This is a genomic window from uncultured Desulfobulbus sp. (genome assembly GCF_963662935.2).
Taxonomy (GTDB): domain Bacteria; phylum Desulfobacterota; class Desulfobulbia; order Desulfobulbales; family Desulfobulbaceae; genus Desulfobulbus.
The window spans coordinates 2,442,616-2,465,610 of record NZ_CAXXTL010000002.1 but is presented as its reverse complement, the minus strand read 5'-3'; the positions used below and the strand labels follow the sequence as shown (position 1 = coordinate 2,465,610).

General features: G+C 57.5%; 20 protein-coding genes. 2 read left to right on the top strand and 18 right to left on the bottom strand.

Annotation, left to right across the window (positions count from 1 at the left end):
* Positions 1–164: 164 nt before the first annotated feature.
* Positions 165–1,208: an IS110 family transposase gene (locus ACHZCX_RS15170; protein WP_319585255.1), complete on the top strand. Its 1,044-nt coding sequence runs from the start codon at positions 165–167 to the stop codon at positions 1,206–1,208.
* 25 nt (positions 1,209–1,233) lie between these two features.
* Here ACHZCX_RS15170 and ACHZCX_RS15165 read toward each other — a convergent pair whose 3' ends face one another.
* The 3 genes from ACHZCX_RS15165 to nadA all read right to left on the bottom strand — a co-directional run bounded on the left by ACHZCX_RS15165 (position 1,234) and on the right by nadA (position 3,498).
* Positions 1,234–1,428: a hypothetical protein gene (locus ACHZCX_RS15165; protein WP_319585256.1), complete on the bottom strand. Its 195-nt coding sequence runs from the start codon at positions 1,426–1,428 to the stop codon at positions 1,234–1,236.
* A 395-nt stretch (positions 1,429–1,823) separates the two neighbouring features.
* A complete protein-coding gene (locus ACHZCX_RS15160; protein ID WP_319588044.1) occupies positions 1,824–2,408 on the bottom strand; it encodes a hypothetical protein in 585 nt (194 codons plus the stop codon).
* Positions 2,409–2,439: 31 nt separating this feature from the next.
* The gene (gene nadA / locus ACHZCX_RS15155; RefSeq protein WP_319588043.1) at positions 2,440–3,498 is read right to left on the bottom strand and encodes a quinolinate synthase NadA; all 1,059 of its coding nucleotides are present in this window, start codon (positions 3,496–3,498) and stop codon (positions 2,440–2,442) included.
* Between the two features lie 192 nt (positions 3,499–3,690).
* On the opposite strand from nadA, the gene ACHZCX_RS15150 reads away from it, so the two are divergent.
* Positions 3,691–5,079 carry a putative sensor domain DACNV-containing protein gene (locus tag ACHZCX_RS15150; RefSeq protein WP_319588042.1) on the top strand — a complete coding sequence of 463 codons (1,389 nt, stop codon included), beginning with the start codon at positions 3,691–3,693 and terminating at the stop codon, positions 5,077–5,079.
* A gap of 31 nt (positions 5,080–5,110) precedes the next feature.
* Here ACHZCX_RS15150 and ACHZCX_RS15145 read toward each other — a convergent pair whose 3' ends face one another.
* From ACHZCX_RS15145 to murD, 15 genes are all read right to left on the bottom strand, one after another.
* Positions 5,111–6,304, bottom strand: coding sequence for a multidrug effflux MFS transporter (locus ACHZCX_RS15145; RefSeq protein ID WP_319588041.1), 1,194 nt, complete (start codon positions 6,302–6,304; stop codon positions 5,111–5,113).
* Positions 6,305–6,441: 137 nt separating this feature from the next.
* Complete coding sequence (locus ACHZCX_RS15140) at positions 6,442–8,214, bottom strand: ATP-binding protein (RefSeq protein ID WP_319588040.1); 1,773 nt, start codon at positions 8,212–8,214, stop codon at positions 6,442–6,444.
* 184 nt (positions 8,215–8,398) lie between these two features.
* Positions 8,399–9,214 carry an ABC transporter permease gene (locus ACHZCX_RS15135; protein ID WP_319588039.1) on the bottom strand — a complete coding sequence of 272 codons (816 nt, stop codon included), beginning with the start codon at positions 9,212–9,214 and terminating at the stop codon, positions 8,399–8,401.
* Positions 9,204–9,830, bottom strand: coding sequence for an ABC transporter ATP-binding protein (locus ACHZCX_RS15130; RefSeq protein WP_319588038.1), 627 nt, complete (start codon positions 9,828–9,830; stop codon positions 9,204–9,206). Before ACHZCX_RS15130 ends, ACHZCX_RS15135 begins: the two co-directional genes overlap by 11 nt.
* On the bottom strand, positions 9,817–10,920 hold the full coding sequence (locus ACHZCX_RS15125) for a glycosyltransferase family protein (RefSeq protein WP_319588037.1): 1,104 nt from the start codon (positions 10,918–10,920) through the stop codon (positions 9,817–9,819). The genes ACHZCX_RS15130 and ACHZCX_RS15125 overlap by 14 nt, the downstream gene beginning before the upstream one ends.
* A gap of 26 nt (positions 10,921–10,946) precedes the next feature.
* The gene (locus ACHZCX_RS15120; protein ID WP_319588036.1) at positions 10,947–12,491 is read right to left on the bottom strand and encodes an ATP-binding protein; all 1,545 of its coding nucleotides are present in this window, start codon (positions 12,489–12,491) and stop codon (positions 10,947–10,949) included.
* Positions 12,478–14,220, bottom strand: a complete 1,743-nt coding sequence (locus ACHZCX_RS15115) for a radical SAM protein (RefSeq protein WP_319588035.1) — start codon at positions 14,218–14,220, stop codon at positions 12,478–12,480. The genes ACHZCX_RS15120 and ACHZCX_RS15115 overlap by 14 nt, the downstream gene beginning before the upstream one ends.
* A 205-nt stretch (positions 14,221–14,425) precedes the next feature.
* Positions 14,426–15,637, bottom strand: coding sequence for a cell division protein FtsZ (ftsZ, locus tag ACHZCX_RS15110; protein WP_319588034.1), 1,212 nt, complete (start codon positions 15,635–15,637; stop codon positions 14,426–14,428).
* 86 nt (positions 15,638–15,723) lie between these two features.
* Complete coding sequence (ftsA, locus tag ACHZCX_RS15105; RefSeq protein ID WP_319588033.1) at positions 15,724–16,947, bottom strand: cell division protein FtsA; 1,224 nt, start codon at positions 16,945–16,947, stop codon at positions 15,724–15,726.
* Positions 16,948–16,951: 4 nt separating this feature from the next.
* The gene (locus ACHZCX_RS15100; protein ID WP_394708798.1) at positions 16,952–17,893 is read right to left on the bottom strand and encodes a cell division protein FtsQ/DivIB; all 942 of its coding nucleotides are present in this window, start codon (positions 17,891–17,893) and stop codon (positions 16,952–16,954) included.
* 19 nt (positions 17,894–17,912) lie between these two features.
* Positions 17,913–18,845: a UDP-N-acetylmuramate dehydrogenase gene (gene murB, locus ACHZCX_RS15095; RefSeq protein ID WP_319588031.1), complete on the bottom strand. Its 933-nt coding sequence runs from the start codon at positions 18,843–18,845 to the stop codon at positions 17,913–17,915.
* Positions 18,846–18,889: 44 nt separating this feature from the next.
* Positions 18,890–20,275: a UDP-N-acetylmuramate--L-alanine ligase gene (gene murC, locus ACHZCX_RS15090; RefSeq protein WP_319588030.1), complete on the bottom strand. Its 1,386-nt coding sequence runs from the start codon at positions 20,273–20,275 to the stop codon at positions 18,890–18,892.
* A 33-nt stretch (positions 20,276–20,308) separates the two neighbouring features.
* A complete protein-coding gene (murG, locus tag ACHZCX_RS15085) occupies positions 20,309–21,397 on the bottom strand; it encodes an undecaprenyldiphospho-muramoylpentapeptide beta-N-acetylglucosaminyltransferase (RefSeq protein WP_319588029.1) in 1,089 nt (362 codons plus the stop codon).
* A complete protein-coding gene (locus tag ACHZCX_RS15080) occupies positions 21,388–21,609 on the bottom strand; it encodes a hypothetical protein (RefSeq protein ID WP_319588028.1) in 222 nt (73 codons plus the stop codon). The genes murG and ACHZCX_RS15080 overlap by 10 nt, the downstream gene beginning before the upstream one ends.
* Before the next feature lie 9 nt (positions 21,610–21,618).
* Positions 21,619–22,995, bottom strand: a complete 1,377-nt coding sequence (murD, locus tag ACHZCX_RS15075) for a UDP-N-acetylmuramoyl-L-alanine--D-glutamate ligase (RefSeq protein ID WP_319588027.1) — start codon at positions 22,993–22,995, stop codon at positions 21,619–21,621.

The window sequence follows — 22,995 nt, the reverse complement described above, 5'->3', positions numbered from 1 at the left end:
TAACGGTGAAATAACCTACCGACCGATGCGCTGCCCACCTTTTAAGAACGCGGCAATTTCCGGTCAGGTTTATTGACTTGATACTAGAGAAGGCCCCCTGAGCACCCGGCGGACTATTCCGCTATAATGGGGGTATCAGCAACCCTTAGCAAGGAGGCCTTCTCATGCGATTGTACACCAAGCAACACAAGCATTACTGTGGAATCGACCTGCACACCAACAAAATGTACCTGTGCATCCTCAGCCAGGAAGGGGACATCCTGCTCCATCGCAACATCAAGACCGAGCCGGAAACCTTCCTCAAAACCATCGCCCCCTATCGGGATGATCTGGTGGTGTGCGCCGAGTGCATGTTCTCCTGGTACTGGCTGGCCGATCTCTGCGCCACGGAAAACATCCCCTTTATCCTCGGTCATGCGCTCTACATGCGAGCCATCCACGGCGGCAAAAGCAAGAACGACAAGATTGACTCCCAGAAGATCGCTGCCTTGCTCAGGGGCGGCCTCATTCCCATGGCCTACGTGTATCCCCAGCGGATGCGTGCCACTCGGGACCTGATGCGCCGGCGCAACCATCTCATGCGCAAGCGGGCCGAGCTCTTTGCCCACACCCAGAATACCGCCAGCCAGTACAACCTGCAGGTGCCTCTGGGCCGGATCGCCAAACCGCAAAACCGGGAAGGCTTGCTGGATCGGTTCGACGATCCCTCGGTGTGCATGTCCATGGCCGCCAATCTCGACATGATCGACGCCTATGACCGGGTGTTGGCCGTCCTCGAACAGGACATCATTGCCCACGCAAAGGAGCATGACCCGACTGCTTATGCCCTCTTGAAGAGCATCCCCGGCGTGGGCCGGATCAATGCCCTCAATCTGCTCTATGAGATCGAGGACATCAGCCGCTTTCCCAGGGTTCAGGATTTCGCCTCCTATTGCCGCCTGGTCACCTGCTCCAAGGAATCCAACGGCAAGAAATACGGCAGTGGCGGCAAGAAGATCGGCAACGCCCATCTCCGCTGGGCCTTTTCCTTGGCTGCGCAACTGTTCCTCAAAAGCAACGAACCGGGCCGGCAATTCCACGACAAGCTGGTGCGGAAACACGGCAAAGGCAAGGCGCTTTCCATCCTGGCGCACAAGCTCGGCCGAGCGGTCTATTTCATGCTGAAAAACCGGCAGGGGTTCAACATGCATACGTTCCTGGCCGTCTAATCGAGGGGACGGGCGAGCCCGACACCTAACTGGAGCTTTTTTCGAGCATATCCGCATGGCCCTCCGGAGCATATCCTCCGTCTGCCGTCAGCATTATGGGCCATGGTCTGCCGGTTGCACCGCAGCCAGAAGGCTTGATTGGCCGTCCGTCCCGCTCGTTGAACATCTGCTTGTTGATGTGGTTCTGCCCCTCACCCGAGCCCGGCTCTAACTCTGGCATGCCGCCGCATGACCAAGCCGTTTTGAATGGGACGGCACGAGGGTACGCGATTGTTTCTAGGACGCGACAACAAAATCCTTGCCGCAATCACCCGGCCTTCGTTCCCGGCGAGCCCGCGAATGGAACCCGGTCTCCGACGAGCAAGAGAGTGGCCCATTCTCGACCGGGTTCCATTCGCTCGTTGCTCTTGCCAGCATCGTCTTAACTGGCAAAGTGGTTGATCCTCGATAAGTGTTTGGCGCAGAGTCACTCTGTCGTCGAATATGAAACCCAAGTCAGGGCGCGCTTCATCGGGCAATTGGTCGGATTGTACCGACCACAGAGTGATAAGTTCATCGCTCCCGGATACCTTTATCCGTTGACAACCGGGGGCCTTCTAAGGGTTTATTGACTGGTTAGGGTAATTGTCTTTCAATGTTAGATACGTTCATGCCAACTTTTGATATTTTTCCAACTAATTTAATTTTGGTGCCTATTTTAAAATTTTCCTTTTCGTTTTCGCTAACACATAACGCGTGAGGGGCATAATGAAATATACTTAGATTATTTATCAGTGGTTGAGCACAAGTCCGAGCCCCAGCTCCTTTCCACCCTGTAACTATCGCAAAAACATACCTATTTTCTCCAAAAAATGTATTGTAAACCCATGGTATGCCGAAATATACAGGATAGTAGAGCATAAACATAGATGCTAGAAATAGAAAGACGCGTCTCAAAGTACTACATTCAGCCCATGAATGTCTTTTAATTAGCATTTCTAAATTACGCTTATCGCTTCTTTTTTCTAAATACGATATGATTGTAGCTGATAGTAAAATGTTTCCTAATAATAAATAAACTGTACTGCTGTTTTCAGGGACAAAATTGCTAACAAACATTGCAATTATTAGTAAAATAATATACAGCCCTATGGTAAAAAATACAATTTTTTGCCTTTTCATCTTACGCCCTAACAGGCTGACAAGTGGAAACTCTGCCAAGAAGCAATCCTTCCATCCACCCCATCAACCGCTATTTTTTCAACGTCTTGGCAAAATCAAGCATCCGCTGAATCGGGATGCGAGCCTTGGCCGCCAATTCCGGCGCCACCTCGATCTCCCCTGCCCCAGCCTCCAGGGCTATTGCCAATTTCTCCAGGGTGTTCATCTCCATCCAGGGGCAGCGGGCACAACTCTCACAGGTGGCCCCTTCGCCGGCAATCGGCGCTCCGAGAAGAATTTTGTCCGGTGCCAGCTGCCGCATCTTGTTGAAGATGCCGGCATCGGTGGCCACAATAAATTCTTTGTTTGGTAGCCGCTGCACCGCCTGAATCAGGGCCGTGGTGGAGCCGACCACATCCGCCTGATCGACCACCTCCTGGGGCGATTCGGGATGAACGAGCACCGCCGCCTGGGGATGGAGTTTGCGCAGTTGGATCAAAGCATCGGCCTTGAATTCCTCATGGACCACGCAGGAACCGGGCCAGAGGATCATCTCCACTCCGGTCAGTTGCTGCACGTACCTGCCGAGATGCCGATCCGGGCCCCAGAGAATTTTCTCTCCCTTCTCAGCCAGATGCTTGACCACCGGCAGGGCAATGCCCGAGGTGACCACCCAGTGGGAACGGGCCTTGACCTCGGCGCTGGTGTTGGCATAGACCACCACCGTATGATCGGGATGCCGGTCGCAGAAATCGGAGAACAGACCAATCGGACAACCCTCGTCGAGCGAACAGGTGGCCGCGAGATCGGGCATGAGCACCCGTTTTTCGTTGTTAAGAATCTTGGAGGTCTCGCCCATGAACCGCACCCCGGCCACCACCAGGATCTGGGCCGGATGCTCGGTGCCGAACCGGGCCATCTCCAGGGAGTCGGCGACGCAGCCGCCGGTCTCCTCGGCAAGATCCTGAAGATCGCCATCGGTATAATAATGGGCCACCAGGACGGCGTTCTGCTGTCGCAGCATGGTTCTGATGCGATCTTTGAGTGCGTCCTTCTCCGGGCCAGGCAACTCCAGCCTGACAGGATGTGCCGGGACTTTGACCAGGGGGATACGGACATCCGCCAGGTTTTCTCCTGCTCCGTTTTTCATGTCTCATTCTATCGTCTTAATTTCGATTAAAAAACCGGGCACCTTTCAGGGCAGCCGGTCCTGTTGCAAGGCTCCCTACTACTGCAAAACCCCACTCAGCACAATCATTTTTCACCCAGCCACCCCAAACGGCGCATCCCATGGAAAACACGACCATAAAATTGGTTTACAAACCTTAATCATCATGGTTTTATGTTGAGTCAACCTGCGGCACATCGCCCGCATCCCGGCAAACTACTTTCCCCAAAACAGGCCATGCACGTCTATCCCTCCGACCTTGTCGCCCTCATCAATCAACGATGGAACGAGATGCCGTCGCCGGGGGAGAGTGTCACCGGAGGAGAGAGCGCTGCCCTGCCGGGCAAACTGGCCCTGGAGCGACTGATCTCAACCTGTTACCAGGTGAGCATGATGCGAGAGGAGGACCGGCCCGTTACCCTGCGCCTCATTCTCGCACCTTCTCAGCTCTTCCCCTCCGATCAGGGGCCGCCCAAGGGGTTTCTCCGGCTGCTCTTCTCCACCCCGCGGCCCTTCAACGAATACGAACTGCGCCGCCTCTCGCCGGCCGTGGATTTCGAGCGGTCCCTCATCGCCATCGAGCCGCACCCGGACAAGGGTTTTCAGATTTGGGGGATCCTCAATTCGGGCATCCGCTGGCTGCAAGAGGAACGCGGCGGCAACAAGAAGACCAACCAACTGCCGGATGTCTTTGGCATCCATGTCACCGGTCCGGGCAAGCTCGCCATCTGCCGGGGACTCAAGATCATCGCCACTCTCAACGGCGGCAAGCTGATCGATTCCACCGCCAATGCCTTTCAATCCAAATGGATGAACAAGCTCTTTGCCGAGGAACGGAACAACCTGCTGCAACTGCATGAGATTTTTCGCGCCAGCGTGCTCTATCCGGTGGCCAGGATCCAAGACGAGTTCATCGAAAGTCTCCAGTTTCAACTGTTGAAACGGGTTATCAGTGTCACCCGCATGTCCCGCCACGGTGGCACCTTCATCATCTTCCCCGGCGCCAACCCGGAAGAACTTGCGGCGGAGAACCCCTACATCCTCCTCAAATACCGGTTCCGGCATGACGAGGCCGTCCAGCGGCAACAGAATCTGATGGTCCGGACCATCCGCCTGGCCACCACCGTTCTCGGCGATATCAAGGATCCGGATAAGATCATCACCTGGAAGGATTATGTGGAACTCCGCCACGAATCGGCGGTCTACGATCTTGCGGAGGCCCTCTACGAACACGCCCAGTTCGTCGCCAGCCTGGCCTCGGTCGACGGCGCGGTGGTGACCAGCAGCCGCGGCCCGATCGGCTTCGGCGGCATGATCGTCGGTTCGCTCGACAAGCTGACTGAAGTGGCGCTCGCCAGCGATGTTGAGGGCAAGATGCTCAGCCTGGCGAATATCGAGGGATACGGCTCCCGGCACCGTTCCGCCTACCACCTCTGCAATGCCCTCCACCAGGCGATGGCCATCGTCGTTTCCCAGGACGGCAACGTGCAACTGGCGAAATGGCGCAACGGCATCGTCACCTGCTGGAATCTGACCTCCCAGATGTTCATCGGCGACAACTGAACACCGTTAGCCGCCCTCTCCTTCTCTCCCTTCAGCCGGACACCGGCCGCAACCGCCGCTTGACCACCTGCCAAAGCAGCAGGGTGCAGGCAACCGAGACGACCCCCATCCTTCCCAGCATCACGATCTTGTCGTTCCAGTCGAACGAAAAAAACCACATGGCCAAAGCGCCGATCATAAAATAGAAAAAGACCATCAGCGATGAGGCGGCGCCGGTGTCCCGGTCCACCTGCTCCAGAATCAGATTGTTGCCCGCTGGCCGGCAGAAGGAAAAGGAAAAGGTCAGACAAAACATCGGCAGGGTCAACCGCCAGGGATCTGGAATCCAGGAACAAAGGAGGAACAGCGAGGAGACGAGCATGCCGGTGAAGGCGTAGGGCATCAGCCGGGTGATCGGGAAATGGCGCACCATGCGGGAAAAGGAAAGCGGCGCCAGGACAAAGGCCAGGGCATTGAAGCCGAAAAAATAGCCGAACTGCCGCTCATCAAAGCCCAGCCGGGTGATGTAGAGATCCGCGGAACCGCCGATAAAGGCAAAGACCGGCACGCAGGTACATGACAGCGTCAAGAGCAGCACCATGTAACGCTTGTTACGAAACAGGCGCAGGTAGCCGGACGCGACCTCGGAGAAACTGGGCGGTGCTTGCGGACGCAGGGACTCATCCATGCGGAGCACCCCAGCAAAGGCAACGGTTCCCATGATTGCCTGGAGCAGAAAAATCCAGCGCCAGGAAAACAGGGCGATAATCCAGCCGCCGAGGATCGGGGCGATCATCGGCGCGATGGCGACAATCACGCCGATCTGAATGAACACCCGTTGCCGCTGCTGGCCGGTAAACCGGTCCTTGCTGACGGCAAAAACAATGGCCGAGGCCGCCGCCGCACCCGCTCCCTGCAGAATCCGGCCGCAAATCATCATGCTGGGGCTCTGGGCAAGACCACAGACCAGGCAGGAAAGGACGAACAATCCCACCCCCACAAGCAGCGGCGGCTTTCTGCCGTAGCGATCGGAAAGCGGGCCGTAAATCAGGAGAAAGCCACAGTAGGTTATGAAAAAGGTGACCAGGGTGAGGTTAATGACCACCAGCGGTACCTGCCACTCCCGCTGCAACAGCGGCAGGGCCGGCAGGTACATGTCGGTGGCCAGCGGAGGAAAGGCCGACAACAAGGCAAGTAACAAAATGATCGGGGGAAAGCGCTCCCTGATTTCCTTAACAATGCCCATCCGGAGCACTCCTCTCTTGGAAATTCTCGATTGAATGCGTGGACCGGCATGAACTCCGGCTCCAAACGGGCTTGATCATCGCCCATATCCGGCAAAGGTGCAACCGTTACCCGGCAGCCCCATCCGCTACTGGTCGCTCAGCGAGGGTGCCGTGCTGCCAGGACCGTTTGCAGCGCCTGCCCCAGTTCGACCACCGTATAGGGTTTGGCCAGCACCCCTGAAAACCCATAGGCTTGATGATCCGACATGACTGGATCGTGGGAATAACCGCTGGACACAATCAGACAGGCATCGCCGTCCAGGGCAAGGATGCGCCGCGAAGCCTCCAACCCTCCCATGCCGCCGGGGATAGTCAGATCCATGAGAACTGCGGCATAGGGGGTTCCGGCTGCCAGGGCGGCCTCGTAAAAGCCTATCGCCGCCTCGCCGTCGGCGCAGACGCGGACCTCGTATCCCAAATGAGTCAGCATGGTCGCGGCAAGGTCACGAATAACCGCCTCGTCATCCATAACCAGCAGGGGAAGCCGCCTCTGACCGCCATCTGCGGGGCGAATAGTGGCGGGAACGGACAGCTCGGCCGCTGGAGTTTGGCTGGTTGCGGGCAGCAGGATGGTCACGACCGACCCCTTCCCGGGTGTGGAATCAGCACTGATATGGCCGGCGTGCCGGGTGACGATCGAGTAGGCCGAGGCAAGCCCCAGGCCGGTCCCGGAGGCCTTGGTGCTGAAGTAGGGATCAAAAATACGTTCCAGGGTTTCTTCAGGGATGCCGGATCCCTCATCGGCAATGGTGATCCGGACATACTCACCCTCTGGAAGGGCTAAGGTGTTGGCGGCTTCAAGCCTGGCATTGTTGGCGGCAATCCGCAGCACACCACCTTCAGGCATCGCCTGAACCGCGTTGATCAAGACATTGTTGAACACCTGCGAGATCTGTCCTTCGTCGGCCTCAATCGCCTGCACTGCATTATCAAGGTGGATATCTCCACGGACTTTAGTTCCCCGCAAAATGAAGGCCACTGCCTCGTTGATGAGGGAACCGACGGACACCACCTCTTTGATCGGCTCTCCCCCCTGGGCAAAAGTCAGCAACTGCCGGGTCAGTTCCGCAGCACGCTCCGAAGCCTTCTCCGCTGACTCCAGCGGTTGCTCGGCGGCATGTCCGGGTTCGAGCACCAGCCGGGCATAGGAAAGATTGCCCATGATCCCGGTGAGGATATTATTGAAATCATGGGCTATACCGCCGGCCAGCACCCCAATGGATTCCAGTTTCTGCATCTTGATCAACTCGTTGTGCAACAACTCCCGCTCGGTGATATCAGTGAGAATGACCACGATCCGTTGGTTGATGACCTGGGTGTTGGCAATGGCATGCCTGACCAGACCATTTTTACAGGTCACCTTGACCTCAAGGGGACGAATGGACGAATTGCTCTCCCTCGCCCGGTTCACCTCGTCTCGCCACGCGGCTCTCACTTGTTCCCGGTAGGCGGGATCGGGATAGGCGAGCAGATACCACTGCGCATCGGTGGCAATTTCATCAAGGCTGTAGCCAAACCGCTCGGAAAAACTGATATTGACGTATTCGATGGTCACGCCGTCGGTCAAAACGATGCCCACGGGCATGGCATCAAGGATGTCGAGAAGCTCCTGCCGGCTCTTCTGGAGATGCTCGGTAATCGTCTGGTAGGTTGAGATTTCCCGTTTCAGTAAAAAATAGATCAGCCAGGCGGTGCCAATGACGAAGAGCCATTTCTTGAGGGCCTGGATCTCGTTGAGGAGTCGCGTCTCATCGACCAAAGAAGAGACGATCCGGTCGGAGAAGAAGATCCAGAAGACGGCAACAGCCAGAAAGATAGCGGCTATTTTCAGCGGTCCTCGGGATTTGCCACGCAGGGGGTTGGTATCCATGTCCTCTCACGGTTCGGAAAAATCTGAACTGTTGCCAGAAAAAAAGACGCGGCTGTCCATCACCGGAAAGCACCGCGCCTATTATATAATAATATCAGGGAATGAGACGAGAAACAACCGCTTCCTGCGGCAACCGGAGGCAGGAGGCGATTGTTCTGCTGATCACCCCTGCGGCCGCCACTTCTTAGGAGTTGGAGGCTTCACCCGCAACGCGAAGAACATCGAGCCGCAGGCGGTGGCGAGCGTCGAACAGCCGCCGCTCCACGCCGAAGATAGCGGCCACGGCACCGAAACCGGTACCGGCACAGATGAGAAACATGATCAGAATTTGATAGTTCACTGCCTCCATAGGGCTGGAGCCGCCCAGGATCTGGCCGGTCATCATTCCCGGAAGACTCACCAGACCAACGGTGGCCATGGAATTAATGATCGGCATCATCGCAGCGCGGATGGCCTGACGACGGATTTCACGCACCGCCGTGGTCGCGGGCTGGCCAAGCAGGAGCCGCTGCTCGATGATCGCCCGCTGCTGCCAGACCGTCTCGGTGACCCGTTCCATGCCCAGGGCCACGCCGCTCATGGTGTTGCCCAGAAGCATGCCAAGCAGGGGAATGGCATACTGGGGTGCGTACCAGGGTTGATGACCGATAATGACAAAGAGGGCCAGAAAGGTGACCGTGAAGGAAGAAAGGAACATCGCCCCGGTGCCGATCAGCCAGCCGTGGGCACCACGAACCCTGCGGTGCTGACGCGCTACCGCCTCCCGGCCGGCCGCCACCAGCATCACCAGGGAGATGGCGAACACATAGGCTGGATGGGCATCGGCAAAGAGCAGGCGCAACACCTGACCAATGAGCAGCAACTGGACCGTGGTTCGGACCGCAGCAATGGCCAGTTGCTTGCTCAAACCGAGTTGCAGCCGCCAGGAGAGGAGGCCAAGCAGCAGCACCAGTGAGGCGGCCAACGCCAGATCGGCGGGAGAAAGTGGTCTAACACCCATCGGCGGGTCCTCCCGGGATGACAAGGTGACCGGTGCTCTCCATGAACAAGCGCCGCTGGCAGACCCGGTCCAACTGGGTCAAATCGTGGCTGACCCAGAGCACGGGTGCCTGGTGGGTGGCACTATAGGTCAGCAGCAGCTCTTCAATCCGAGTCACCGCCTGCTGGTCGAGACTCGCTGTTGGCTCGTCAAGCAGCAGGCACCGGGGCTGGTTGTGCAGCAGGCGGAGGATGGCCAGCCGCTGTTTTTCTCCGGTCGAGAGCCGACTGACCTGCCAACCCTGGACTGACCGATCAAAACCGGCGGCCGTCAGGGTCTGGTCATCAATTGCGTCAAAATCGGTGAAATGGTCACCCACCAGATCGAGCCACCAGCCGCTTTCCGCCGGCAGCAGACCGACGGTGCGCCGCCACAGGGGTGCAGCCACCGCATCGGCATCTAGATCGCCCAGCCGAAGAGTGCCGGTACGCGGATCGAGATCGGCAATGGCCCGAAGGAGCAGGCTCTTGCCAGCCCCCGAGGCCCCTTGTAGGCCAACACACTCACCACTCTCGAGACGAAAGGAATAGGGACCGCGGTTGCGAAAACACAGTTTGTCGATCTCAAGAGGGGGCATGGGGTTGCTCATTGAGGAGATCCGTCAGCCAGATGGCGACCTGGTCGGCTCCGTTCATTGTTCGGGGGATACGAGATTGCTCCGCCGGGAAAGGCGGCAGGGCTTCAAGCCACCGGCCGTTGGAGAGGAACTCTTGCGGAATTTCCCAGGAAGACAGCTGGTCGTCGACAAAAACGGCAAGCGAGGCGGATTCACGAAAGTCGCGCCTGGCCACATAAGCATAGGGAGTCTTCGCCTGATAGGCCTCGGCCACTGTGGAATAACCGAGCTTGCCGACCACCAGATCTGCGGCGGCGACCAGGTCGGGATGATACCAGGAGGCCTCCCGGCCGAGAAAGCGGAGATTGGCGGTAAACTCATTCTCCCGGCTCCTTCCGGGAAGGACAAAAACCAGATCCCGACGTTGCAGCAGGGGCTGAAGGGAAACGGTCTCAACTCCAAGGCCGCCCATGGTCAACAGCACCACCTTCTGTCCGGGTTCGAGATACAGCCGCTGCCGGATCTGTTCTGGCCGCACCAGCGCCCTGACCACCGGATCAACCACGAGATCGCAGGCCGTGGGGGCACAGACGGGCCGGGTCTGGATGTGGTAATCCGCCCGGAAAAACAATGCCCTGAGGGTATCAATATGGGGTCGGAGTTGCGGCCAGCGGGCCGCATAGCCCTCGTAGATCCAATCCCAGGTAAAATTCTCGATCAAAATGGAAGGAATACCGGCTTGGTGAGCGGCGGCAATACCCCAAGGAGCAATATCGCAGAGCACCAAGTGGCAACCGGCCAGATGACGGGCAATCCGCGCCACCCGCTCTTCTGCTTGGCAAGAATAGACTGCCAAGGCCTGGAGGGTAGCGGGCAGGTCCTCGACGAGAGCACTGTGCTGAACCAGACCGACATCCACTGCCTCGGCATGCAGGTCAAACGGTACGCGCAACGACTCGGCAAACAACCACGCCGGGGCTTGAGTGACGATGGTCAAGGCCACTTCCACCCGCCGGGACAAGGCTTGCATCACGGCGATGGCCCGGGTGGCATGACCAAAACCATGCCCACTGATGCAGCAACCGATCCGAAACCCTTTTCTACCGTCCATTGCCCAGATGGTCTCGAGAAAACAGCCTATGCGCCCACTGGCAGGGTGAGGCGAAAGGTGCTGCCCTCGCCCGGAATGCTGCTGACGGTTATTTTTCCCTGATGCTTGTCGACGATACTCTTGGCAATGGCCAGACCGAGCCCGGTGCCGCGATTTTTGTTGGTATAGAAGGGGGTGAAAATTTGCTCAAGCTTTTCCGGAGTGATACCTATGCCGGTGTCAACCACCTCGAGCATGACCGCGTTTTCCTCCGGAAGGGCGACGGTTTTCAGAAAAAGTGCGCCGCCCTGAGGCATGGCCTGAATCGCATTGAAAACAATATTGAGGATAACCTGGTAGATCTGCTCGCTATCGAAAAAAATCTCGGGCAGCTCCTCGTCGAGTAGAACCTGCACCTGCACCTCTTTCTGCTGAAACTCCGGCTCCATGAAACGGAGCAATCGCTCCAGCACGGCATTGAGCGAGCCGGCAGCCTTCCGCACGTCCCGAGGTCTGGCAAAATCGAGAAATTCGCGAACAATGTTGTCCAGCCTTGAAGTTTCCTCGACGATAATGTTGGCCAGGTGCTCGTTGCCCGGGGCCACCTTACTGATCCGGGTCCCAAGGATTTCAGCGGTCGAACGCACAATACCCAGCGGATTCTTGATCTCGTGGGAAACGGCCGCCACCATCTTGCCCAGGGAGGCAAGCCGCTGGGCCTCGTTGAGCTGTTCTTCCAGACGCAGCCGCTCCTCGGCCCGCTCGGCGATGATCCGGTTTGCGCGCACCACGATCAGGCTGAGGATGGTGAAGAGAATGGACATGATCACCAAAGAGAGGATAATAACCCGCCCCTGGAGAAGAACGATGGCTTCCAGGTCCTCGGAGAGATCCTGGACGACCTCGATGACCCCCATTATTTCACCGGTGCGCTCGCCCAGCTTGTTTTCCTGGCGGAAAGGAACATAGGTTTTCAAGGTGCAGTAAATCTCAGCGGTACCGGGGAGAAGACTGAACAGGCTTCCTCCGCTGATCAGCATCGAGTTACTTTCTCCCTTGGCCGCTTTCTGGTACTCCAGCCCGCCCATGTCGCGCTTGCCCATCAGCTCCGACATGGTGGAATAGGCGATCCTGTTCTGAAGGGGTTCGTAAATGGTGACCGATTCGATGCGCATGCCGCGGGCGATGTTGTTGACGATCTGGTCGAGGCGCTCGAACTGTTCCTTCTCGGAAAGGGCGATCTTCCCGTAGCGGACGACGGTGGGCAGGACGAACTGGAGGAAGACCTGACGGTTGACATGGTCGGCAAACAACCTGGAATACGCCTCGCTGCGCTGCAGCAACACGGTCTTGGCGTTGGCGGCAATCATCCAGGAGAGCAGGAAGGAGGCTATCAGGATGAGGGTCAGCGAGGTGAAAGAAAAATATTTAACCAGCTCGAAGGGCAGCAGCGTACTGCTGCGCCCGCGGTAGCGGATCCGCCGCCAGAGACGGGAAAGGTCGGGAATTTTCAGCCTCACCGCTGCCAACGACAGCCTGGGCAGTTTGAACCGCACTCTTTTCTGCGACTGACTGCGTCTACGGGGTTTCATGACAGACTCCACAGCGGCGGCAGACGACCGGTTCGCAGGCCGTGGTCAAGGTTCCGCGCAAGGCTCGTTCATACTCTTCCCAAAGATACCTGGGACGGATGGAGTGATCGATCACCTCCCAGCACATCCGTTCTTCCCGACTTCGCGGGCGAACGGCAAACTGCCAGGGATTGATCCCATGGCGCGGAAGGGCCTGTTTGAAGGAAAAACGGCCACTGCCGATATCAAGCAGGGCCGGACCGATCCGCCGATCCGCTCGGGCATAAACCGCCTGTTGCAAGGCCTGCTCGAGATGATCGAATTTGAGACGGAGATTGGCTTTACCGGTGAACATTTTGCGAAGATACCTGATTTTTTCCTTCAAGGCTGCCAGGGCCTTCGATGTATTCTCTTCCGACGCCTGTTCCGCCGTCAGACCACCAAAGGAACAATATTGGAAGGGTGTCCAAGGCTTGGGCACAAAGCAGTTGATCGAAAGAGTCAGTTCCGAAACCCGTCCCCTGGCCCGGCCTACCGGCAGAATTCGCGCCTGCAGCCGATCGACCAGGCGAACCAGGTGGTCCAAATCCTCTTGGGTTTCCGTGGGCAGACCGATCATCACATACAGCTTGAGATGGAAGATACCGGCGGTGACCAGACGCTCGGCAGCGGTCAAGAGGTCGTCTTCGCCCAGTCCTTTATTGATCAGGGTCCGCAGCCGCTCCGAGCAGCCGTCGGCGGCAATGGCCACGCTTTTCAGGTTCGAGGCAGCGAGGAGCGCCAGGGTTTGATCGGTGATGCGGTCCGCCCGGAGAGAGGAGAAGGAAAGCGTGCAGGCGTGCTCCCGGAGGTAGCCGGCAATTTTGTCGACCGTTTCGCTGCTTGCCATCTCCATGCCGAGCAGGCCGATGCGGTCAATCCGCTCCGGACGATCGGCCAAACCCCGGAGGATGGCCTCTGCCGACCACAGACGAGGAGGGCGATAAATGAATCCAGCCGCACAAAAGCGGCAACCCCGGCTGCACCCACGTCCCAGCTCCACCATATACATGCCCAGCTCGGCCTCGGGCGACAGCAGGGTTGAATGGGCCGCGCGCTCCATCGCCGGGGCGATCACCTTGGCGACCGGAAGCGGCAGTTCGGCCGGTGCTGTGATATCGAGAACTTCGCCGCTGCCGGTGTACGAGAACCGGTAAAAGGCGGGAACATAACACCCTGGCAAAGAAGCTCCTATATGCAGCAGGAGACTCTCCCGGCTGGTAGTGGCAAAGCCTTCAAGGGCTGCGAGCAAGGATTCCAGGATCGGCTCGGCCTCGCCGATGACCATGAGGTCGGCAAAGATCGCAAGCGGCTCGGGATTCATGAACACTCCGACCCCACCCAGGACGACTAAGGGGCGGCCCGGGCCAATATCTTGCGCCCGTTGAGCCGCTAGAGGCTCAATACCACCCGCCGCGAGCATCGCGGCCAGCCGGGGAAAATCGTGCTCAAAACTGATCGAGCCAAAGACCAGGGGAAAATCGCTCAACGGGCGGGAGGATTCGAGCGAACGCAGGGGCTGGGATGCCTCGGGATAGACAAATCGCTCGCAGACCACTGTATCCTGCTGGTTCAGCAGGGAGTAGACCAATTGGAAACCGAGGTTGGAAACAGCAACGGGATAGGTGTTGGGATACAGCAGGGCCACGGGCATCCTGCCTTTCCATTTTTTGCGGACAGTCCCGGTTTCGGTGGCAAGGTAGGAGGACAAAGTGTTGGCCTAGGGGTTGAGGAAAGCAGAGTAATCTCCTGCCGCTGTCAGCTTGCCGGCACGACGCCCATTTATTGGCACACGCAACGGAGTGCATGCACCGAGAACAGGCGACCCAGACACGTCGGGGGAATATCCACCGGATATTCCCCCGCACAGAACCTTTGTGGCGCCGGATTGCCCGTCACCGGCCCGCTCCCGGCTTTCAGTTCGCCTTTTTGCGAAGATAGGCCGGCTCGTCGTACTCGTTGTTAATTTCGTGGTCGTCAAAAATCGGTTTGGGCATGCGTGGGAGCCCCTTGGGCAGGAGGTTGGGTTTGGCGATACTGACTGGGGTAGTCTCCGGGATATTAACCTCATCCTCCAGAATTCTCGGCAGGCGAGTTCGGGTTGGCGACGCTGGGGAATGCGCCTGCCGTGGTCGCTTCACCTCAAGTTGCGAAACCTCCGGCTCCTCAATGCTGGAAATACCGGTGGCAATGACTGTGACCCGGAGTTCCTCGCCAAGCGATTCATCAAACAGGGCACCGATGATGATATTAGCGTCATCATGGGCTTTTTCCTGGATCAGAGCCGAGGCTTCCATGAACTCGTTCATGGTCAGGGTATCTTTGGCCGCCGAAATATTGATCAGAATGCCGCGGGCGCCGTCGATACCAACGTCTTCGAGCAGTTGGTTGTCGATGGCTCGCTTTGCCGCCTCGGTAGCGCGGTTGTCACCAACCGCCGACCCCGTTCCCATGATCGCCGGTCCGACCTCTTTCATGACGGTCTTGAGGTCGGCAAAGTCGACGTTGATGTGTCCCGGCAGGTTGATCAGATCGGTAATACCCTTGACCGCCTGTAACAAGACATTATCGACCATTTGCATCATATCCACCAGGGTGGAGTTCTTGTTCATCAGACTGAGCAACCGGTCGTTGGGCACGGTGATGATGGTGTCGGAGTACTCTTTCAATTTCTCCCACCCCGACTCGGCATTGCGCATCCGCTTTTTCGCCTCAAAGTAGAAAGGTTTGGTGACAACAGAAACTGTCAGCGCTCCGGCCTCCTTGCTCAGCTTGGCGATGACCGGAGCCGCTCCGGTGCCGGTGCCGCCTCCTAATCCGGCGGTGACAAAAACCATATCGGCTCCCTTCAGCACGGCCTGCAGGTCATCAAAACTTTCCTGGGCGGCTTCCCGGCCCATTTCAGGGTCGGCGCCCGCCCCCATGCCCTTGGTGATTCCCGGCCCCAGTTGCAGGCGGATATCAGCACGGGATTTTTCAAGAGCCTGCATGTCCGTGTTGGCGGCAATGAACTGAACGCCCGCCAAACGGCTTTCGACCATGGTGTTGATGGCGTTACCGCCACCACCGCCGACTCCGATCACCTTGATAACTGCCACAGTTTCCTCTTCGGCCATCCTGAAAGGCATGTTTCTCTCCCAAGAAAAGATTTCCTATAAAATCCCTTTAAATATACCACCGAGCCTGGTGATACTAAAGGAAAAGTTCTGTCGATTCAGACGATATTTTTCATCCACTTTTTCAGCTTGTTAACCATCCCACCGCTTTCTTTGGGGACATAGGCCTTCGCTTTACTGCCATACAACACAAGTCCGACCCCGGTGGTACAGCGCGGGGAGCGGATATCCTCGATCCGCCCCGAGACCCCCTGCGGGTAGCCGATTCGCACCGGTAGGTCGAATATCTGCTCCGCCATCTCCACAATATTGGCCAGGAGGGCGGTGCCGCCGGTGATGACGATGCCGGCGTTAATCCGATTGCGATACCCCGAGGCACAAATATTTTTATTGACCATCTGCAGGATCTCTTCCATCCGGGCCTCAAGAATTTCGACCATGATCCGCTGCGACACCTTGCGTGGTTTGCGGTCACCAACTGTCGGCACCTCAATGATGTGGTTCTCCTTGATCATTGAAGAAAGGGCACCGCCATAGAGATACTTGAGCTCCTCAGCTTCCAGGAGCGGTGTACGCAGGCCGACGGACAGATCGCTGGTCAAATTGTTGCCGCCTAGGGCCAGCTCCCAGGTATGCTTAATGGTGCCGTTGCAAAAAATAGCCAGGTCGGTGGTGCCGCCGCCGATGTCGATCAGGGCTACCCCTAACTCCATCTCATCTCGCCCCAGAACGGTCAGCGAGGAGGCCACAGACTCAAGGACGATCTCCGCCACGTTGAGGTTAGCCCGGTTGCAACTGGTGACCACGTTATGCAGGGCAGTAACATCGGCAGTGACGATATGGACATTGGTCACTAGGCGCACCCCGGTCATGCCGAGCGGGTTCTGGATGCCGGTATGGTCATCGACCATGTATTCCTGCGGCAGGACATGGATAATCTGCTGATTGTCAGATATCTTGACCGTCTGTGCCGCCTGAATGACGGCATCGATGTCCTTTTCCTTGATCTCCTGATTGTTGATGGCAATGATGCCGGGCGAGTTGAAGCCCTTGATGTGGTTGCCGGCAATGCCCACAAAAACCGACTCAATATCGCAGCCGGCCATATCCGAGGCGGCATCGACGGCCTGACGAATCGACTTGACCGTGGACTCGATGTTAACCACTACACCTTTTTTCATGCCTGAAGAGGAGGCCGTACCGACACCAACGATCTCAACCCGATCGTCGAAGACCTCGCCGATCAGAGCGCAGACCTTGGTCGTGCCGATATCCAGGCCGGCGACGAGCTCACCGGGTTCCCGCACGTCACGCTCTTCCATCTCCTCATCCGTCAATTTGGACTCCGGTAACCAAGACTTTATCATCTAAATAATCCATTCGAATTTCTTTAACGGCATCAACCTGTTTTTTTGCATACAGCTGTTCTAGCACCTTGAGCAATCGAGAGTATTTTATCTGCAGCCGGTCCGTGCCAAAGTAGACAGGAAAAGGCCGGTCCACCAGGTAAAGAATAAGCCCCAGTTTCTGATCGATATGCACCTCGGAAACCGCCTGAATCGGTAGAATAGCATTTCCCTTGGCCGCCAAAAGCAACAGGCTGCACGCCCCTTCCGCCAGGCTCCCTTTAACAAGGCGATCCGCCTCTACATCTTTCTGCGACAGCACACCGGTTATCACTGGGAAATCCAACTCCTGCCCTTGAGCGACCTCGGAAAACAGGTGACCTGACCTGTTCAGGTAGCGCAGCCGTTTCTCCTTACCCTCTTCAAGATTCACCAGAGCAAAGGGCTGGAATTCGCTGATAGTGATTTCCACAGCGGAAGGCCACTGGGTTTTAATTTCCGCCCGTTCGACCCAAGGATGCGCTTCAATCAGCGTTGCCGCCGCCTTGGCGTCGAACCGCAACAGGCTCCCCCCCAGGCGCAGACCTGCAAGTTCGAGAATCTGCCGCTGAGTCGTGATGCGGGTCCCGGTAATCCTGATATCCGTCAGATGAAAGATATTGGATCGGAACACCAGCTGTTTCGTCCCCCAAAAGAGCGTCCCCACGACACAAAAAAGAAAGCAAACCAACAGGGCATTTCGAGAAAGCTTTTTCCACTTCCAGGCCCGCTGTGCCCCAGTCACCACGACCTGAGTCCGAAACGATTCTGGCGCCTTGCCCTTCCGGCGGAACAAGGCTTTGAAAAATCCACCCAACCAGCTGGACTTACCTCCCCCTTTCCGGGAACGGGTCGGTGACGGGCGGGGAGTATAGATTGCCATCTGCCCTCACTTCCGTTTCCTAATAGATGCGAACTTCAGGCTCAAGAAGAACGCCCGAATGCTGCAACACTTTCCGCCGGACTTCCTCCATGAGGGCGATAATATCCTCAGGCACAGCCCCGCCGGTATTGACAATAAAATTAGCATGTTTGGGCGACACCATCGCCTTACCATGCGAGAGTCCTTTCAATCCCGCCCGCTCGATAAGGCGACCGGCAAAATCCCCTTCAGGATTCTTAAAAAAAGAGCCGGCGGAACCAAGCCCCTGGGGCTGTTTTTGTTTGCGCTGTTCGACAATCTCCCGGCAGCGCGCCGCCACGTGCTTTCCATCGGCCCGCTGCAAACGAAACACTCCAGCAGTGATCAACATCTTGCCGGCATGTTCGCCCGGTAGCCGGGTGGAGCGATAGGCAAAGAGAGCCGCGTCCTTGGCCACTGCCAACGTCTCCCCTTGACTGGTCATACAGTGTACCGATTCCAGGAGTTCACTGATCGCATGGCCCAGAGCGCCGGCGTTCATCCGGATGGCCCCGCCGACACTGCCGGGAATGCCGGCCATGAATTCCAGACCGCCGAGATCATTGCGGACACACCAACCAAGAAAGGCAGCCAGACTGCATCCGGCATGCACCCTGACCAGGACACCCTCTTCAGCCGCGTACGCATCCGGCGGTTCGAGGAGAATATCCTGAATGGAACCGCGCAGCCGGATAAACACACCCTCGTGATACCGGCCGGTCACCAGGATATTAGAGCCGCCGCCAATGACATGCCATTGCGTCTGTTCCTTTTGGAGCCACCGCAACAGAGCTGACAATTCCGCTATGTCACCAACCTCAACCATCGCCTCGGCCACCCCGCCGGTGCGGAAGGTCGAATAGGGAGCCATATCGACGTCCCAACGGATGGAGCGACAGATCGTCGCAAGCTCGGCGCATTGTTGGTGGTTCATCGTGCTTTTCATCTCATCGTTGCGGGCACTGCTCAACTCACCCCTCAACCTTTTTGTTCCTTCAGCAGATCGAGCAACTGCTCGCCAACCCGGACAATATTGCCGGCACCCAGGGTCAAAAACAGATCACCGGGCTGGAGCAACGGCAGCAAAGCCTGCGGCTGTTGCACCAACTGAGAGATGAAATGGGTCTGACGCTGGCCATGCTGCCTGATTGCCTCCTGCAGACACTCAGAGGTGACCCCCTCGATCGGTTGTTCGCTCGCCGCATAGATGTCGGTCAGGACCAGAACATCGGCCCGGCGAAAGGCGGTGACAAAATCAGCAAACAGCCCCTGGGTCCGGGTGTAGCGATGTGGCTGAAAAGCCACCACCACCCGCCGCTCCGGCCATCCCTCGCGGACGGCGTCCAGAGTAGCCCTGATCTCCGTGGGATGGTGCCCGTAATCGTCAACCACCAACACACCGCCAGCCTCGCCCTTGACCTGTAGGCGCCGCTGAACCCCCTGGAATTTCTCTAGCGCACGAGCAATCACCGGAAAATCGATCTCCAATTCCAAACCGACACTAACCGCTGCCAGGCTGTTGTAAATCAGGTGCCTCCCCGGCCGGTTGAGGCGGATGACGCCTAATTCGCCCTCCCGGCTACGGACCGTGAAGCTGGAGGTACCGTTGCCCGAGCTGATTTTGATGGCCTGCAGATCAGCCTGTTCGCTGAGGCCGTAGGTAAAAATGCGTTTTTTTATGTGAGGCAAGATCTCGGCGACATGGTCGTTATCGATGCAGACAACCGCCACGCCATAAAAAGGGAGGCGGTCGATGAATTCGAGAAAGGTGTCCTTGATGTGCTCAATATCGCGATAATAGTCAAGATGCTCGAGGTCGATGTTCGTCACCACCTCGATCACCGGCGACAGTTTAAGGAACGAGCCGTCGCTTTCATCGGCCTCGGCGACCAGAAACTCGCCTTCCCCGAGTTTGGCGTTGCTACCGAGCCCATGAACCTTACCGCCGACCACCACCGTGGGGTCGAGCTCGGCCTCAGCCAGGACAGCGGCCACCATCGAGGTAGTTGAGGTTTTCCCGTGACTACCGGCTATGGCAATACCGTATTTCGTCAGCCGCATCAGCTCGGCCAACATCTCTGCCCGCTGGATCACTGGGACATGTGCTTCCTTGGCGGCCAGAACCTCGGGATTGCCGACAGGTATAGCGGTGGAGGTCACGACCACATCAGCCCCCGCTGCCCAGGCTGCCTCATGACCCTGATAAATCACCCCGCCCAACTGTTCCAGCCTTTTGGTGATGTCGGTCGCACGCAGGTCAGAACCGCTCACCCTGTATCCCAGACTCAGCAGCAGTTCGGCAATGCCCGACATGCCAATGCCGCCGATGCCGACGAAGTGGATATGTTTGGTTTTTCTATACATGAAGGCGCCTATTGTTGATTGAATCAAGAATTATCACGGCTGCTCCTTTCGGGCAGCAAGCCGTAAACATTCGTCCACGATCCGGTTCGTGGCGTCCGGCATTGCCATGGTCTTCATGTTGGTCGCCATTGTATGTAACTCTTCCCGGTTCTGCAAGCACTCGCTGATCGTGCGGGCAAGAATTTCTCCGGTCAACCCGGCTTCGCGCAACAACCGGCAGCCATTTCTTTTTACGTAATATTCTCCGTTTGTTACCTGGTGGTCGTCCGCAGCATAGGGATAGGGAATGAGCAGGGCCGGCAGCCCCATGACCGCAAGTTCGGCCAGGGTGGTGGCGCCCGCCCGTGACACCACCAGGTCGGCACGAGAATAGACCTCAGCCATGTTCCGAATAAAGGCGGTCACTTCAGCATCGATCCCAAGTTGTTTATAACCGTTGGTCAATTGCTCCTGATCGGCTGTTCCGGTTTGATGGATCAGACGAAACGCTTGATGCTGTTTCCTTAATATTTCCACCGCCTCCAGCATCAACACATTGACCCGATGCGCACCCTGACTGCCGCCGAGGACGAGCACGGTTAGTTGATCGGTGGCTTGTTTTTCCGTTGCAGCGGCCTCCAGAATCTCCCGACGCAGCGGATTCCCGGTCTGCATCGTCTTTTTCGGCGGAAAAGATGGCAGACAGGGGAGAGAAATAAAGACCATGTCTGCGAGCTTTCCGGCCAATCTATTGGCCATACCCGGCACCGAATTCTGCTCATGGATAGCGATGGGAACATTCAAAATTTTGGCTGCCAGCAGGACCGGACCAGTCACATAGCCGCCAACACCGAGCACCAAATCAGGTTTAAATCGACGCAGCATCCGCAGAGCCTCAAACACCGCTCCGGGCATTAGGAAAAGACTGCGAAGCCGGCCGGTAAAACCAAGCCCCTTGACCCCGCCGCACTCCAAAGCTGCCAGCTCAAAGCCAAGTCCGGCCAAAGCCTGTTGATCCAGAAGGCGAGAGGTGCCGATAAACAACACCTTGGTCGAGGCAATTCGCTCCCGCATGGCTGTGGCCACCGCAATCCCGGGAAAAAGATGCCCACCGGTTCCGCCCCCGGCCACAATCAGACGCATCGGTTCTCCTGTCCCTGCATGATTGACCAGCCCGAAAGAGGCTGCGCACCGGCTACCACTTCGCCCATCAATTCCTCAACCGCCGCCATTGCCTCACCGAAACACTCGGGGCAATAACCATGGGTCAGCATTTGATCCTCGGACAGGAACAGATCGGATCGCCACTCGCCCTCCTGTTCAATCCTCTGGCAAACACAGCAGATTCGTCTCATGGTCACGACTTAGGCTTGCTTCCGTTCCCGGCCAAGAAGACACACGCTCTCGGCAAAAACCCGCCCGCGCTCCTCGTATCCGGAAAACATGTCGTAACTGGCGCAACCGGGGGCCAACAGCACCAAGTCACCGCTGACTGCAGCCGCCATCGACTTCCGCACCGCATCCTCCATGGTGGTCGCATCTTCAGTCGGCACCACTGAACCCAGTGCCGCCCGCATCAATCCGGCTGCCTCACCCACCAGCACCAGGTGCTTGACTTTTTTCCCGACCACTTCTTGTAACAAAGTGTAGTCGCTCCCCTTGTCGCGGCCGCCAGCTATGAGCACAACAGGGGCCTCGCACCCACCGAGGGCCGCTTCCAGGGCGCCGATATTGGTGGCCTTAGAATCATTGATAAACCGGACCCCGTCAATTGTCGCCACCTCGGCCATGCGATGGGGCGGCGGTTCAAACCCGGCCAAACCCTGCTCAATGGCCTCAGAGCCACAGCCGTGGAGCGCTACCGCGATGATGGCAGCAGCGGCATTCAATTGGTTGACCGAGGAATGTAGCTTAGTGCCATCAAGGTTATAAACTTCTTCGTTCGACACTCCACCCCGATTTCCTTGGAGGATTACGCAACCGTCGACTATTCTGGCCTCGCAACCGGCCTTTCGGCCAAAAGCACATCCCCGAACGCCGGAATTGAGCGGTGTTGCCGCGCTGACCGGGTCATCGGCACCAAGGATAGCGAAATCGCCGGCTGCCTGAAAACGAAACAGGTTCCTTTTGGCGTTCGTGTATGCATCCAGTGAACCATGCCGGTCCAGATGATCGGGCGAAATGTTGAGCAGCAGACCAATATCCGGGCGAAACATTGCTGCCAGGTCAAGCTGGAAGCTGGAAAGTTCAAGCACTACCACGTCAAAGGCGCTCGGCTCGATAAAATAGTCCAGCAGGGGGGTGCCAATATTGCCGCCGACAAAGGGTTTCTTTCCCGCGGCCTTCAACAGATGGCCGATTAAACTGGTGACCGTTGTTTTGCCGTTGGAACCGGTAACGGCGATGACCGGCACCCGGTATTGACCGGCCGCCAGGGCCAATTCCCCGAGGATCGGCAATCCTTGTTCACGAGCCGATTGGATCACCGGCAGATCAAGCGGCACTCCGGGCCCAGGAATCACCATATCTGCACCGGTGAGTAAGGAAACGGTGTGACCGCCCGTCTCTAAGGGCACACCTGCATGCCGAAGAAAATCCAGGGTCTCTGCTGCAATCTGGTCGACACTCCTCCGGTCCGAGACCTTGACTCGCACGCCCCGAGCCAACAGATACCGGACCGTGGAAAGACCCGCTGCTCCCAACCCGATGACCACCGCCTGCATGCCGCTTTGAATCTGCAC

Coding starts and splice junctions, on each gene's coding strand:
- ACHZCX_RS15120 (WP_319588036.1), bottom strand. CDS start 12,491: ATGAAACCCCGTAGACGCAGTCAGTCGCAGAAAAGAGTGCGGTTCAAA.
- ACHZCX_RS15140 (WP_319588040.1), bottom strand. CDS start 8,214: ATGGATACCAACCCCCTGCGTGGCAAATCCCGAGGACCGCTGAAAATA.
- ACHZCX_RS15145 (WP_319588041.1), bottom strand. CDS start 6,304: ATGGGCATTGTTAAGGAAATCAGGGAGCGCTTTCCCCCGATCATTTTG.
- murG (WP_319588029.1), bottom strand. CDS start 21,397: ATGCGTCTGATTGTGGCCGGGGGCGGAACCGGTGGGCATCTTTTTCCC.
- murC (WP_319588030.1), bottom strand. CDS start 20,275: ATGTATAGAAAAACCAAACATATCCACTTCGTCGGCATCGGCGGCATT.
- ACHZCX_RS15080 (WP_319588028.1), bottom strand. CDS start 21,609: ATGAGACGAATCTGCTGTGTTTGCCAGAGGATTGAACAGGAGGGCGAG.
- ftsZ (WP_319588034.1), bottom strand. CDS start 15,637: ATGCCTTTCAGGATGGCCGAAGAGGAAACTGTGGCAGTTATCAAGGTG.
- murB (WP_319588031.1), bottom strand. CDS start 18,845: ATGAACCACCAACAATGCGCCGAGCTTGCGACGATCTGTCGCTCCATC.
- nadA (WP_319588043.1), bottom strand. CDS start 3,498: ATGAAAAACGGAGCAGGAGAAAACCTGGCGGATGTCCGTATCCCCCTG.
- ACHZCX_RS15130 (WP_319588038.1), bottom strand. CDS start 9,830: ATGCCCCCTCTTGAGATCGACAAACTGTGTTTTCGCAACCGCGGTCCC.
- ACHZCX_RS15170 (WP_319585255.1), top strand. CDS start 165: ATGCGATTGTACACCAAGCAACACAAGCATTACTGTGGAATCGACCTG.
- ACHZCX_RS15165 (WP_319585256.1), bottom strand. CDS start 1,428: ATGCCAGAGTTAGAGCCGGGCTCGGGTGAGGGGCAGAACCACATCAAC.
- ACHZCX_RS15100 (WP_394708798.1), bottom strand. CDS start 17,893: ATGGCAATCTATACTCCCCGCCCGTCACCGACCCGTTCCCGGAAAGGG.
- ACHZCX_RS15150 (WP_319588042.1), top strand. CDS start 3,691: ATGTTGAGTCAACCTGCGGCACATCGCCCGCATCCCGGCAAACTACTT.
- ACHZCX_RS15125 (WP_319588037.1), bottom strand. CDS start 10,920: ATGGACGGTAGAAAAGGGTTTCGGATCGGTTGCTGCATCAGTGGGCAT.
- ftsA (WP_319588033.1), bottom strand. CDS start 16,947: ATGGAAGAGCGTGACGTGCGGGAACCCGGTGAGCTCGTCGCCGGCCTG.
- ACHZCX_RS15135 (WP_319588039.1), bottom strand. CDS start 9,214: ATGGGTGTTAGACCACTTTCTCCCGCCGATCTGGCGTTGGCCGCCTCA.